Origin of the sequence: Mycobacterium sp., assembly GCF_050701515.1 — a bacterium.
Taxonomy (GTDB): domain Bacteria; phylum Actinomycetota; class Actinomycetes; order Mycobacteriales; family Mycobacteriaceae; genus Mycobacterium.
In genome coordinates this window covers 1-12611 of the sequence record NZ_JBOGDB010000187.1, presented here as the reverse complement: position 1 = coordinate 12611, position 12611 = coordinate 1, and the positions used below count along the sequence as shown (strand labels likewise).

11 protein-coding genes are annotated in these 12611 nt (G+C 66.1%); 5 read left to right on the top strand and 6 right to left on the bottom strand.

The genetic code is table 11. The annotated features are described in order from the left end of the window. Positions 1 to 47: 47 nt before the first annotated feature. Positions 48 to 686, top strand: a complete 639-nt coding sequence (locus tag ACRDU5_RS15620) for a TetR/AcrR family transcriptional regulator (protein ID WP_526615527.1) — start codon at positions 48 to 50, stop codon at positions 684 to 686. Here ACRDU5_RS15620 and ACRDU5_RS15615 read toward each other — a convergent pair. Beyond that, a complete protein-coding gene (locus ACRDU5_RS15615; RefSeq protein ID WP_526615526.1) occupies positions 683 to 1525 on the bottom strand; it encodes a MaoC/PaaZ C-terminal domain-containing protein in 843 nt (280 codons plus the stop codon). The genes ACRDU5_RS15620 and ACRDU5_RS15615 overlap by 4 nt on opposite strands. A 10-nt stretch (positions 1526 to 1535) precedes the next feature. Further along, on the bottom strand, positions 1536 to 2891 hold the full coding sequence (locus ACRDU5_RS15610) for a 3-oxoacyl-ACP reductase (protein WP_526615525.1): 1356 nt from the start codon (positions 2889 to 2891) through the stop codon (positions 1536 to 1538). A 47-nt stretch (positions 2892 to 2938) separates the two neighbouring features. Here ACRDU5_RS15610 and ACRDU5_RS15605 point away from each other — a divergent pair, with 47 nt between their 5' ends. Together ACRDU5_RS15605 and ACRDU5_RS15600 are read left to right on the top strand one after the other, a co-directional pair. Continuing rightward, positions 2939 to 4237 carry an acetyl-CoA C-acetyltransferase gene (locus tag ACRDU5_RS15605; RefSeq protein ID WP_526615524.1) on the top strand — a complete coding sequence of 433 codons (1299 nt, stop codon included), beginning with the start codon at positions 2939 to 2941 and terminating at the stop codon, positions 4235 to 4237. 126 nt (positions 4238 to 4363) lie between these two features. Continuing rightward, the gene (locus tag ACRDU5_RS15600) at positions 4364 to 5296 is read left to right on the top strand and encodes a TIGR03564 family F420-dependent LLM class oxidoreductase (protein WP_526615523.1); all 933 of its coding nucleotides are present in this window, start codon (positions 4364 to 4366) and stop codon (positions 5294 to 5296) included. Between the two features lie 30 nt (positions 5297 to 5326). Here the strand turns inward: ACRDU5_RS15600 and ACRDU5_RS15595 are convergent, their stop codons facing one another. Next, complete coding sequence (locus ACRDU5_RS15595; protein WP_526615522.1) at positions 5327 to 6556, bottom strand: DDE-type integrase/transposase/recombinase; 1230 nt, start codon at positions 6554 to 6556, stop codon at positions 5327 to 5329. Between the two features lie 319 nt (positions 6557 to 6875). Further along, on the bottom strand, positions 6876 to 8741 hold the full coding sequence (locus ACRDU5_RS15590) for an acyl-CoA dehydrogenase C-terminal domain-containing protein (RefSeq protein WP_526615521.1): 1866 nt from the start codon (positions 8739 to 8741) through the stop codon (positions 6876 to 6878). 245 nt (positions 8742 to 8986) lie between these two features. Here ACRDU5_RS15590 and ACRDU5_RS15585 point away from each other — a divergent pair, with 245 nt between their 5' ends. Together ACRDU5_RS15585 and ACRDU5_RS15580 are read left to right on the top strand one after the other, a co-directional pair. Further along, positions 8987 to 10084 carry an NAD(P)H-dependent amine dehydrogenase family protein gene (locus ACRDU5_RS15585; RefSeq protein ID WP_526615520.1) on the top strand — a complete coding sequence of 366 codons (1098 nt, stop codon included), beginning with the start codon at positions 8987 to 8989 and terminating at the stop codon, positions 10082 to 10084. 18 nt (positions 10085 to 10102) lie between these two features. Beyond that, positions 10103 to 10591 (top strand): flavin reductase family protein, encoded by a 489-nt coding sequence (locus ACRDU5_RS15580; protein ID WP_526615519.1) that lies wholly within the window; start codon positions 10103 to 10105, stop codon positions 10589 to 10591. On the opposite strand, the gene ACRDU5_RS15575 is transcribed toward ACRDU5_RS15580, so the two are convergent. Further along, on the bottom strand, positions 10588 to 11334 hold the full coding sequence (locus ACRDU5_RS15575) for a succinate dehydrogenase/fumarate reductase iron-sulfur subunit (protein ID WP_526615517.1): 747 nt from the start codon (positions 11332 to 11334) through the stop codon (positions 10588 to 10590). The genes ACRDU5_RS15580 and ACRDU5_RS15575 overlap by 4 nt on opposite strands. Next, positions 11335 to 12611 (bottom strand): FAD-binding protein (locus ACRDU5_RS15570; protein WP_526615516.1); only part of this gene is annotated, 1277 nt, incomplete at its 5' end.

Sequence of the window (12611 nt, the reverse complement as noted above, 5' to 3'; positions counted from 1 at the left end):
GCATTGCTTACTCTGAAGTAAGGAAGACGTCTTCGAAAGGCACGAGCATGGCAGGTGGAACCAAGCGGTTGCCGCGTGCCGTTCGCGAGCAGCAGATGCTCGACGCCGCGGTGCAGATGTTCTCCGTCAACGGCTACCACGAGACCTCGATGGACGCCATCGCCGCGCAGGCCGAGATCTCCAAGCCGATGCTGTATCTGTATTACGGCTCCAAGGAGGAGTTGTTCGGCGCCTGCCTGAACCGCGAACTGACCCGGTTCGTCGACGTTGTTCGGGCCGACATCGACTTCAAGCAGAGCCCGAAAGACTTGCTGCGCAACGCGGTTCTGTCGTTCCTGCAATACATCGACACCAACCGGGCGTCGTGGATCGTGCTCTACACCCAGGCCACCAGCTCCCAGGCGTTCGCGCACACCGTGCGCGAGGGACGTCAGCGGATCATCGACCTGGTGGCGCGGCTGCTGCAGTCGGGCACCCGTAACCCCGAGCCGGACACCGATTTCGACATGATGGCGGTCGCGCTGGTGGGCGCCGGTGAGGCAGTGGCCAACCGGGTCAGCACCGGCGACGCCGACGTGAACGAGGCGGCCGAACTGATGATCAACCTGTTCTGGCGCGGCCTGAAGGGTAAGCCGAGCGACGCGGGCGGTCAGGACCGGAGCGAGGCCACCGCGACTGCTGGCTAGAGCGCGCTGACCGTGCCCTTGAGGTGGGGGTCACCTTTCGTCAGGTGGCGCAGCGTGAGTTCCCAGCCGTCGGCGTTGCGGTCGACGTAGAGACCGGCGCGGGCCGGCAGCACCACCGGCTTGGCGAACCGCACCGAGTACTTCACCGCGTCCGGCAGCTGACCCTCGATATTCGCCAGAACCGCGGCCGCGGTGAACATCCCGTGTGCGATGACGGTCGGGAAACCGAACAGCTTCGCCGCGATCGGATTGGTGTGGATCGGGTTGTGGTCCCCACCGACCGATGCGTAGTGGCGGATCTGGCCCGGCGCGATGCGCAGCACCGCGTTCGGTGGGCCCAACTTGGGCTCCTTCTGCGGCGGCGGCTTGGGCTCGTCGGACAGGCTGGTCCGCTGCTGATGCAGGAACGTCGTCACCTGATGCCAGGCGGTGTCGTTGCCGACCTTGACGTCGGTGATGATGTCCACGAGCAGACCGCGGCGATGCTCCCGCAGGTTCTCGGCGTGAACCGAAATCCCGACGGTGTCGGTGACCGCGATCGGTCGATGCTGGGTGATGTGATTTCCGATGTGCACCGAACCCATTGCGGCGAACGGAAAATCGAAGCCGGTGACCAACGACATCACGGTCGGGAACGTCAACGCGAACGGATAGGTCAGCGGCACCGTATCGCCGAACATTAACCCGGTGACGTTTGCGTACGCGGCGACGTTGGCCCGGTCGATCGCCAGCTCGTCGACGGTCAGCGTGCGGTCGGGCAGTTGGTCGCCGCGCCGAATGAAAGGCAGCGCCCCGGCCGCCGCCCGGAGCACGTTTCGCACGCCGCTGGGCTGAGTCACGTGGCCTACCCTAGGCGCCCGGCATGGCCTGGCCGCATACCCGGATCGTATTGCCGGTGACGGCATTGGACGCCGGGCTGGCGAAGTAGGCGATGGTTTCCGCGACGTCCACCGGCTGGCCACCCTGGTACAGCGAGTTCAGCCGGCGAGCCACTTCTCGGGTAGCCACCGGCATGGCCCCGGTCATCTTCGTCTCGATGAAGCCCGGGGCGACGGCATTGATGGTGATGCCCTTCTCACCCAGCTTCGGGGCCAGCGCCTCGGTCAGGCCGATCATGCCGGCCTTGGTGGCCGCGTAGTTGGTCTGCCCGCGGTTGCCCGCGATGCCCGCCATCGAGGAGAGGCCGATGATGCGGCCACCCTCGCCAAGCGTTCCGTTGTCCACTAGGCCCTCGCTAAGCCGAAGCGGTGCAAGCAGATTGACGGCGACGACGGAGTCCCAGCGGGCCTCGTCCATATTGGCCAGCAGCTTGTCGCGGGTGATGCCCGCGTTGTTGACCAGGATGTCCAGCGGGGTGCCGTGGTAGTGCTCGCGCAGGTGCTCGGAGATCCGGGCGACGGCGTCATCGGCTGTCACGTCGAGCGTCAGCGCAGTCGCGCTGACATGCGCCGCGGTCTTCCCGAGTTCCTCGTTGGACCCCTCCACGTCGACCGCCACCACGCTGGCGCCGTCACGGTGGAACACCTCGGCGATGGTCGCGCCGATACCACGCGCCGCGCCGGTCACCAGTGCGATCTTGCCGTCCAGCGGCCGGTCCCAGTCCGCCGGCGGCGCGGAGTCGGCGGCGCCGACGCGGAACACCTGCCCGTCGACGTAGGCGGACTTGCCCGACAGGATGAACCGCAATGTCGACTCCAGACCGGTCGCGGCGGGTTTGGCGTCGGCCGACAGGTACACCAGGTTCACGGTGGCGCCGCGGCGCATTTCCTTGGCCAGCGATCGGGTGAAGCCTTCAAGCGCCCGCTGGGCGGTCCGCTCGTGCACACCGCCGGCTTCCTCCGGCGTGGTGCCGACGACGACGATGCGCCCGGAGGGGCCAAGATTCCGCAGCAGCGGGGTGAAGAACTCGTAGAGACCCTTCAAGCCTGCCGGTTCGGTGATGCCGGTGGCGTCGAATACCAGCCCGCCGAACGAGTCCGCCCAGCGCCCGCCGAGATTGTTCGACACCACGTCGTAGTCCTCGGCCAGCGCACTGCGCAGCGGTTCGACGACGCGGCCCGCACCGCCGATGAGCAGGGAACCCGCCAGCGGCCGATCGCCGGGCCGGTAGCGGCGTAGCGTCTCGGGCTGTGGGATGCCGAGCTGCTTGGCGAGGAAGTTCCCCGGCGCCGAATGAACGATTTGGGAGTACAAGTCGGTAGCCACGACACCGAACTTACTCCAGAGTAAGAAGGGTGGGTAGTATGACCCCCATGGCCAACAGCACAACCCGACGAGTCGCCATCCTCGGCGGCAACCGACTTCCGTTCGCGCGCTCGGACGGCGCCTACGCCAACGCCTCCAACCAGGACATGTTCACCGCCGCGCTGGACGGGCTGATCGATCGATTCGACCTCGCCGGGGAACGGCTCGGCGCCGTGATCGGCGGCGCGGTGCTCAAGCACAGCCGCGACTTCAACCTGATGCGCGAATGCGTGCTGGGCGGCGCGCTGTCGTCCTACACCCCGGCGTTCGACATCCAGCAGGCGTGCGGTACCGGCCTGCAGGCCACCATCGCCGCTGCGGACGGCATCGCCGCCGGGCGCTACGAGGTGGCCGCCGCGGGCGGGGTGGATACCGCCTCCGACGCGCCGATCGCGTTCGGCGACGACCTGCGCCGGGTGCTGTTGGGACTGCGCCGGTCGAAGTCCAACCTCGATCGGCTCAAGCTGGTCGGCAAGCTGCCCGCGTCGCTGGGCGTCGAAATTCCGGTGAACAGTGAGCCGCGCACCGGCCTGTCGATGGGCGAGCACCAGGCGATCACTGCCAAGCAGATGGGCATCAAGCGCGTCGACCAGGACGAGCTGGCCGCGGCCAGCCACAACAACATGGCGGCCGCCTACGATCGTGGCTTCTTCGACGACCTGGTGACACCGTTTCTGGGCGTGTACCGCGACAACAACCTGCGGGCCGACTCGTCAGCCGAGAAGCTCGCCAAGCTGAAGCCCGTGTTCGGGGTGAAGGACGGCGACGCGACGATGACGGCGGGCAACTCCACTCCGCTCACCGACGGCGCGTCGGTGTCGCTGCTGGCGACCGAAGAGTGGGCAAAGGCGCACTCGCTGCCGGTGCTCGCGTACTACGTCGACGCCGAAACGGCGGCGGTGGATTATGTGAACGGCGACGACGGCCTGCTGATGGCGCCCACCTACGCGGTTCCGCGGCTGCTGGCCCGAAATGGCCTGAGCCTGCAGGACTTTGACTTCTACGAGGTCCACGAGGCATTCGCGTCGGTGGTGCTGGCGCACCTGCAGGCCTGGGAGTCCGAGGAGTACTGCAAGGAACGACTTGGCCTGGACGCTGCGCTCGGTTCGATCGACCGGTCGAAGCTGAACGTCAACGGCTCGTCGCTGGCAGCCGGTCACCCGTTCGCCGCGACCGGCGGGCGGATCGTCGTGCAGCTGGCCAAACAGCTCGCCGAGAAGAAGATCGAAACCGGCCAGCCGGTGCGCGGACTGATCTCCATCTGCGCCGCCGGCGGGCAGGGCGTGGCCGCGATCCTGGAGGCCTGACCCCAGCGGCCTGTAACGGCCGCACCCAGGCATTCGATAAACGGGTAGCTCCGTGTTGTCGTCTGACCCCCCGACCCGACGGCAACACGGGGCATCTACTTGAGCGCGCCTGGCATGCTGAGTGCCATGCAGATGAGCCTGAGCCTCGTTGGAATGCTCCCGGACACCGACGGACGCCTGTCGGTCGACCCCACCGTGGACGCCCTCGCCAGCCTGCGCGACGAGGGCTTCAAAAGAGTGTGGATGACCCAGCTCCCCTACGATCCCGACTTGTTGACCATCCTCGCGGTGGCACTGCGCGAAGTCGACACCATCGAGGTGGGGTCCGGTGTGCTGCCGATCCAGTATCAGCACCCGATGCTGCTGGCGCAGCGCGCGCTCACGCTGAACGCGATCGCCGGCGGTCGGTTCATCCTCGGTCTGGGTATGTCGCATCAAGCCGTCAGCGAAGGGATGTGGGGAATCCCGTGGGACAAACCCGTCCGCCGGATGCGTGAGTACCTCGACGGCCTGCAGCCACTGCTGGCGGGCCAAGGCGTCGAGGCGGTCGGTGAAACCGTGACGGCGCGCGGGGCACTCCAGATTCCCGGCGCGCCAACGCCCGAGGTACACATCGCCGCGTTGGGTCCGCAGATGCTTCGACTGGCGGGGCGGCGGACGGCGGGCACACTCACGTGGATGACCGGACCCAAGACGCTGGCCGAACACATCAGTCCGACGTTGCGCGCGGCGGCGGCCGAGGCAGGCCGACCGGAGAGCGCGGTGCGGGTGGCGGCCTCGTTGCCGGTGAGCGTCACCGACGATGTCGCCGGCGCGCGGGCGCAGGCCGCCGAACAGTTCGCGATGTACGGCTACCTGCCGTCGTACCGTGCGATGCTCGACCGTGAGGGATACGCCAATCCCGAGGACGCCGCCATCATCGGCGACGAGAAAACGGTGTCCGATCGACTCGACGAGCTGAGCGCGGCAGGCGTCGACGAGTTCACCGCCGTCGCTTTCGACGCCTCTGCCGAGGCACGCGCGCGCACCCGCGCGCTGCTGCGGAGCAAGGACGGCTGACGGCCCAAATTCCCTCCCTATTGCCTCGTGTCAAGATGCCCGCGAACTCTGATTCGTTGACTCATTCAAGGATGCCCGCGTGGGGCGTGGCTTCGAAGGAGGTCCGGCCTTGCTGGTGGTGAGGGTGAGCAGCTCGGTGGTCAGCGCCTGGATCTGACGTTGGACGGCGGCGGGGTTGATCGACGTGTAGGTGTCGGCGAGGATGGCCTTGTCCTGGTCGGCGACGATGCCGTGGGCCTCGGCGCGTCGGTACGGGGTAGTGGCGGTGTCGTATTTCTTCGACACTTTCGCCCCGGTGCGCACCTTGGAGACGAGTTTCTGTTGGGGGCAGAAGTAGTTGGCCAGTGTGGACTGCAGCACCCAGATCCTGTTGAGCAGCACCAGTTCTGCGGCGGTGTCGTAGCGGTGGTAGCCGACGATGGTGCGCACGGTCGCCCAGTTCTTCTGCTCCACATGCGCGCCGTCGTTGCTGTTGCCCGGCCGTGACCGGGTGAAGGTGATCTCGCGGTGCTCGCACCAGGTGAGCAGGTGGTGATTGATGAACTCGGTGCCGTTGTCGCTGTCGATGCCCAGGATCGGGAACGGCATGACGGCGGCGATCTCGTCGAGGGCGGCGAGCACCCATTTACGGGCCTTGTTGGGCACGCTGCGATTCTCGGTCCAGCCGGTGGCGATGTCGGTGACGGTCAGCGTGTAGGCGTGCTCACCGGCGGCGTTACCGCCCTCGTGGCCGACCAGGTCGATCTCGACGAACCCGGGCACCGCGTCGTCCCAGTCCGCCCAGGTCCGGATCGGGATCTGGCCTTTGAGCAGCGATCCCGGCTTGGTGTGGCTGCGGCCCTTGAGTTCGTGCTTCTTGCGTTCGGGGGCCAGCCGGCGGTCGATGGTGGCCGCCGACATGCCGGCCAGCAGCCGCGCGGTGTCGTCGTCGATCTCCAGCTCGCCGAAACGCCGCAGGATCGCCACCAACTCGCCCAGCAACGGCGCCAGCCGCTTGCCCGCGGGCATGCCCAGCACCGCCCAGCAGAAGACCAGCGCCGCAATGACTTTCGGCCCGTACTTCGGCGGCCGCGGAGTCCGGGGCCGCACCACCTTCGGGGTCAGGGCCGTTCGCAGCGCCTTGCGGGCATGGTCTCGGTGCCACGCGTTGACCGCGCACAACTCATCGAGAATCCGGCCCTTGCCGACCTTATCGGCCCGCCGATACCGGGTCGTGATCGCCCTCGTCACCGCCTTGCGCTCGGCCATTGTCAATCCCATCGTGCGGGCCTAACCCCAACCCGCGATCCGACCAGGCCGACACGCCGCTAGCGGGCATTATCGAATGAGGCAACGAAGACGGCTACGCGGGCATTTTCGATGAGTCAACGCGCCCTCTGGCGTGGGCCGTGCACCCGGCGTACGATCGCTTCCACGACGGGTTCGGGAGTGACTGAACTCAAAGAGTCGGTAAGAGGTGAAAGACCGACCGCGCGAGACTAATGAGACGCACCTCAAATGTCCTCCCGAACCCGCCCTTTATGCGCAAAAGGCCCCCCGGGCAACCGGGGGCCCTTGCGTATGCAGCGGTTGAGAAGCCTTAGAAGGCCGCCTCGTCCAGCTCCATGATCTCGTTGTCCAGGTTCTCGACGACCTGACGGGTGCCGGTCAGCAGCGGCAGGAAGTTCTTTGCGAAGAACGCCGCCACCGCGACCTTGCCCTCGTAGAAGGCGCGGTCGTCGCCGCCTGGCCCTGTGCTGGATGTCGCCGGCGCTCCGGCTCCGGTGTCGAGCGCGTCGATCGCCACCGCCGCCTGCCGTGCCAGCAGCCAGCCGATGATCAGGTCGCCGACGCTCATCAGGAAGCGCACCGAGCCCAGACCCACCTTGTAGAGCTCGGTCGGATTCTGCTGGGCCGACATCAGGTAGCCGGTCAGCGTCGCCGCCATCGCCTGCACGTCGGCCAGCGCGGTGGCGAGCAGCTCGCGCTCGGCCTTCAGCCGGCCGTTGCCGGACTCGTTCTTGACGAACTGTTCGATCTGACCGGCCACGTGCGCCAGCGCCGCACCCTTGTCGCGGACGATCTTGCGGAAGAAGAAGTCCTGCGCCTGGATGGCCGTGGTGCCCTCGTAGAGCGAGTCGATCTTGGCGTCGCGGATGTACTGCTCGATCGGGTAGTCCTGCAGGAAGCCGGAGCCACCGTAGGTCTGCAGGCTCTCCGTCAGCTTGGCGTAGGCCTGTTCCGAGCCGACACCCTTGACCACCGGCAGCAGCAGGTCGTTGACCTGGACCGCCAGCTCGGCGTCGACACCCTGCACCGCCTCGGCCACCGCGGGGTCCTGGTAGGTGCTGGTGTAGACGTACAGCGCTCGCAGACCCTCGGCGTAGGCCTTCTGGGTCATCAGGCTGCGACGCACGTCGGGGTGGTGCGTGATGGACACCCGCGGCGCGGTCTTGTCGGTCATCTGGGTCATGTCGGCGCCCTGCACGCGGTTCTTCGCGTAGTCCAGCGCGTTCAGGTAACCCGTCGACAGGGTCGCGATGGCCTTGGTGCCGACCATCATGCGGGCCTGCTCAATGACATCGAACATCTGCGCAATGCCTTCGTGGGTCTCGCCGACCAGCCAGCCCTTGGCGGGCTTGTCGTGCTGGCCGAACGACAGCTCACAGGTGGCGGAGACCTTCAGGCCCATCTTGTGCTCGACGTTGGTCACGTACACGCCGTTGCGCTCGCCGATCTCGCCGGTCTCGAAGTCGAAGAGGAACTTCGGCACGAAGAACAGCGACAGACCCTTGGTGCCCGGGGCCGCGCCCTCGGGGCGGGCCAGCACCAGGTGAAAGATGTTCTCGAACATATCGCCGGAGTCGCCGGAGGTGATGAAGCGCTTGACACCGTCGATGTGCCAGGAGCCGTCGTCCTGCTTGATGGCCTTGGTACGGCCGGCGCCGACGTCCGACCCGGCATCGGGTTCGGTCAGCACCATGGTGGAACCCCACTCGCGCTCGGCGGCGATCTTGGCCCACTTCTTCTGCTCTTCGGTGCCCAGGCTGTACAGAATGTTGGCGAACCCGGCGCCGCCGGCGTACATCCACACCGCGGGGTTGGCGCCGAGGATGTGCTCGTGCAGTGCCCACATCAGTGCCTTCGGCATCGGCACGCCGCCGAGGTCCTCGTGCAGACCGACCTTGTCCCAGCCGGCATCCAGCACGGCGCGGATGGACTTCTTGAACGACTCGGGTAGCGTCACCGAATACGTCTTGGGATCGAAGGGCGGCGGATTGCGGTCGCCTTCGACGAACGATTCGGCGATCGGGCCCTCGGCCAGCCGAGCCATCTCGTCCAGCATCTCGCGGACGGTGTCGACGTCTAGGTCGGTGTACTCGCCTTCGCCAAGTGCCTTGTCAACGCCGAATACCTCGAACAGGTTGAACACCTGATCACGGACGTTGCTCTTGTAGTGGCTCACGTTTCCTCCTCGTCGAGAATGCCACTCACGGTTGGGTACTTTAGTTAAGTTACCCACCAGTAACTGATCCCAACTATACCGTTCGGTAACTTCAACACAAAGCTGCTGTGAGCAATTTCAAAGGGCTAAGTAACCGAGCGGTTGATCGGGCCGCGAATGACCGGGCAAAACGGTCGTCGACCTGGCCTTTTGCCAGCTTGTGATACCTGCCACAGGCTCGTCACACGCACCACTATGGTGTAGGAATGCAACAGCGTGTCGCGGTGTGGGGAACGGGCAATATGGGGTCGACGTCGATCCGATCGGCGGTCGCTTTTCCCGGGTTACGGCTCACCGCGGTGATCACATCCTCCGAGTCCAAAGCCGGCATGGATGCCGCCGATTTCGCCGGCCTGGATTCGCCGACCGGTGTCGCGGCGACGACCGACGTCGATGCGGCCCTGGCCGACTGTGACGCCGTCGCCTACATGGCGTCCGGGGACCTCCGTCCCGACGAAGCCGTCAACGACATCGAACGGTGCCTGCGCGCCGGCGCGCACGTCGTGACGCCATCGCTGTACTCGCTCTACGACCCCCGCTCCGCACCGCCGGAGTGGGTGGAGCGCCTCACCCAGGCCGCCGAAGAAGGCGGCGCGACGTTGCTTGTCAGCGGGGTGGACCCGGGCTGGGGCAACGACGCTCTCGCGGTGATCGCCGCCGGACTGTGCACCCGCATCCGGACCATCCACTGCCAGGAGATCTTCGATTACTCGACGTATGACCAACCGCACGCGGTGAAGGTGTTGTCCGGGTTCGGAGGACCCATGGGCCCCGACGACCCGGTGCCGATGCTGCTGCTGCCGTCCATCCCGACGATGGTGTGGGGCGGCAATATTCGGCTCCTCGGGCGCGGTCTCGGTCTCGACATCGAGGAGATCACCGAGGAGGTGGACCGACGGCCACTCGACGAGTCGGTAGACACCATCATGGGACGGTTCGAGAAGGGCACCCAGGGCGCGTTCTGGCTGAAGGTGATCGGCAAGGCGGCCGGGCGCGAACGAATCGTCATCGACCACATCACCCGCATCCATCCCTCCTGCGCACCCGACTGGCCCCAGCCCGACGAAGGTTCCGGCGACCACCGGGTGATCGTCGACGGGGATCCCCGGCTCACACTGGTCAGTCGCGCCGACGTCCCCGGCGGCACCAGGGCCGACGGCGGTAACGCCACCGCCGCGAATCGGCTGCTCGGCGCCATCGGCTGGTTGGCGACACAGAAACCGGGCATCTATGACGGTCTCGACGTGCCCCTTCAGCGCCCGATGCCGCCCGAACTCGAAGCTCAGCGGTGGTCTGTCGAGTAGTGCGAAGATGGACCGGAGATGACCGGCTCGGCCAACCTGAACCCATCGACGCTGCGGGCAGCGTTCGGGCATTTCCCGTGCGGTGTCATCGCGATCGCCGCGGAGGTGGACGGTACCCGGGTCGGGCTGGCGGCGAGCACTTTCGTGCCGGTCTCGCTGGATCCACCGCTGGTGTCGTTCTGCGTCCAGAACACGTCGACCACCTGGCCACAACTCAAGGATCTGCCCCGGCTCGGCATCAGTGTCCTCGGCGAATCGCACGACGATGTGGCCCGCACGCTGGCCGCCAAGACCGGTGACCGGTTCGCCGGCCTGACCACGGTGTCAACCGACAGCGGTGCGGTATTCGTGGAGGGCACCAGCGTGTGGCTGGAGAGCGCGATCGAACAGTTGATCCCGGCCGGGGATCACACCATCGTCATTCTGCGGGTCAGCGACATCACCGTGCACCCCGATGTGCCGCCGATCGTGTTTCACCGCAGCACGTTCCGGCGACTGGGGGCTTAACGGCGAAAGAGCTTGTTTCCCAGCCACACCACCGGGTCGTACTTGTGGTCGACCACCCGTTCCTTCATCGGGATCAGCGCGTTGTCGGTGATCTTGATGTTCTCGGGGCAGACCTCCGTGCAGCATTTGGTGATGTTGCACATTCCCAGGCCATGCTCCTCTTGTGCCGACACCGGACGGTCCAGGGTGTCCAGCGGATGCATGTCCAGCTCGGCGACCCGCATCAGATAACGGGGCCCGGAGAACGCCTGCTTGTTCTCGTCGTGATCACGAACAACGTGGCAGGTGTTCTGACACAGGAAGCACTCGATGCATTTGCGGAATTCCTGCGAACGTTCCACGTCGACCTGACTCATCCGGTACTCGCCGGGCTGTAGATCCTTAGGCGGGGTGAATGACGGGACTTCCCTGGCCTTTTCGTAGTTGTATGACACGTCGCTGACGAGATCGCGGATGATTGGGAATGCTCGCAGCGGCGTCACGGTGATGGTCTCGTCCTCGGCGAACGTCGACATCCGGGTCATGCACATCAGCTTGGGCCGACCGTTGATCTCCGCCGAACACGACCCGCACTTGCCCGCCTTGCAGTTCCACCGAACCGCCAGATCGGGTGTCTGTGTCTGCTGCAGGCGATGGATGATGTCGAGCACCACTTCGCCCTCGTTCACCTCGACGGAGAAGTCCTGCAGCGCACCGCCGTCGATGTCGCCGCGCCATACCCGCAGGCTTGCCTGGTAGGTCATCTAGCCTCTCCTCGCTGGGTGGTCGGCCAGCTCCTCGTCGGTGAAGTACTTCTCCAGTTCGCTGATGTCGAAGACTTCCATCAGCTCGGGCGGCATCGGCTTCTGCGATTCCTTTTCGACCGTCACATCGGGCACCACAGAATCGCCACCCGCGGCACGGCATACCAGCAGCGTCTTGCGCCAGTTGGAGTCCATCGACGGGTGGTCGTCTCGGGTGTGGCCGCCGCGACTCTCGGTGCGCGTCAGCGCGGCCTTGGCCACGCATTCGCTGACCAGCAGCATGTTGCGCAGATCGATGGCCAGGTGCCAGCCGGGGTTGAACTGCCGGTGACCTTCGACCTGGAGGTTCTTGAACCGCTCTCGCAGCTTGTCCAGCTTCGCCAGCGCGTCGGTGATCTCTTCGTCTCGACGGATGATGCCGACCAGCTCATTCATCGTGTCCTGCAGATCGAGCTGCAGCGTGTATGGGTTCTCCGGCTGGGCCCCGTTCGTCGGGCCCTCGAACGGCGCCACGGCGAGTTTGGCGGCGGCCTCGACGGCAGCCTCGGACACCGCGGGCCGATCATTGAGCGCCCGCACGTAGTCGGACGCACCCAGACCCGCCCGCCGGCCGAACACCAGCAGGTCGGACAGCGAGTTGCCACCTAGCCGGTTGGAGCCGTGCATGCCGCCGGAACACTCGCCCGCCGCGAACAGCCCCGGCGTGGTGGCCGCACCACTGTCCGGGTCGACCTCGACACCGCCCATCACGTAGTGACACGTCGGTCCGACTTCCATCGCCTCCTTGGTGATGTCGACCTCGGCCAACTCCATGAACTGGTGATACATCGACGGGAGCCGGCGCTTGATTTCCTCGGCAGGCAGCCGCGACGCGATATCGAGGAAGACCCCGCCGTGCGGCGAATTGCGGCCGGACTTGACCTCGGAGTTGATGGCGCGGGCCACCTCGTCGCGCGGCAGCAGGTCAGGGGTGCGGCGAGCCGAGTCGTTGTCGTTCAGCCACTGATCGGCCTCTTCGACCGTCTCGGCGTACTGGCCCTTGAACACCGGCGGGATGTAATCGAACATGAACCTGGTGCCCTCGGAGTTTTTCAGCACCCCACCGTCGCCGCGCACGCCCTCGGTGACGAGGATGCCCTTGACGCTCGGTGGCCAGACCATGCCGGTCGGGTGGAACTGGACGAACTCCATGTTGATCAGGGTGGCGCCGGCCCGCAGCGCGAGCGCGTGACCGTCCCCGGTGTACTCCCAGGAGTTCGAGGTGACCTTGAACGACT

Coding starts and splice junctions, on each gene's coding strand:
- ACRDU5_RS15620 (WP_526615527.1), top strand. CDS start 48: ATGGCAGGTGGAACCAAGCGGTTGCCGCGTGCCGTTCGCGAGCAGCAG.
- ACRDU5_RS15605 (WP_526615524.1), top strand. CDS start 2,939: ATGGCCAACAGCACAACCCGACGAGTCGCCATCCTCGGCGGCAACCGA.
- ACRDU5_RS15600 (WP_526615523.1), top strand. CDS start 4,364: ATGCAGATGAGCCTGAGCCTCGTTGGAATGCTCCCGGACACCGACGGA.
- ACRDU5_RS15595 (WP_526615522.1), bottom strand. CDS start 6,556: ATGGGATTGACAATGGCCGAGCGCAAGGCGGTGACGAGGGCGATCACG.
- ACRDU5_RS15585 (WP_526615520.1), top strand. CDS start 8,987: ATGCAACAGCGTGTCGCGGTGTGGGGAACGGGCAATATGGGGTCGACG.
- ACRDU5_RS15580 (WP_526615519.1), top strand. CDS start 10,103: ATGACCGGCTCGGCCAACCTGAACCCATCGACGCTGCGGGCAGCGTTC.
- ACRDU5_RS15575 (WP_526615517.1), bottom strand. CDS start 11,334: ATGACCTACCAGGCAAGCCTGCGGGTATGGCGCGGCGACATCGACGGC.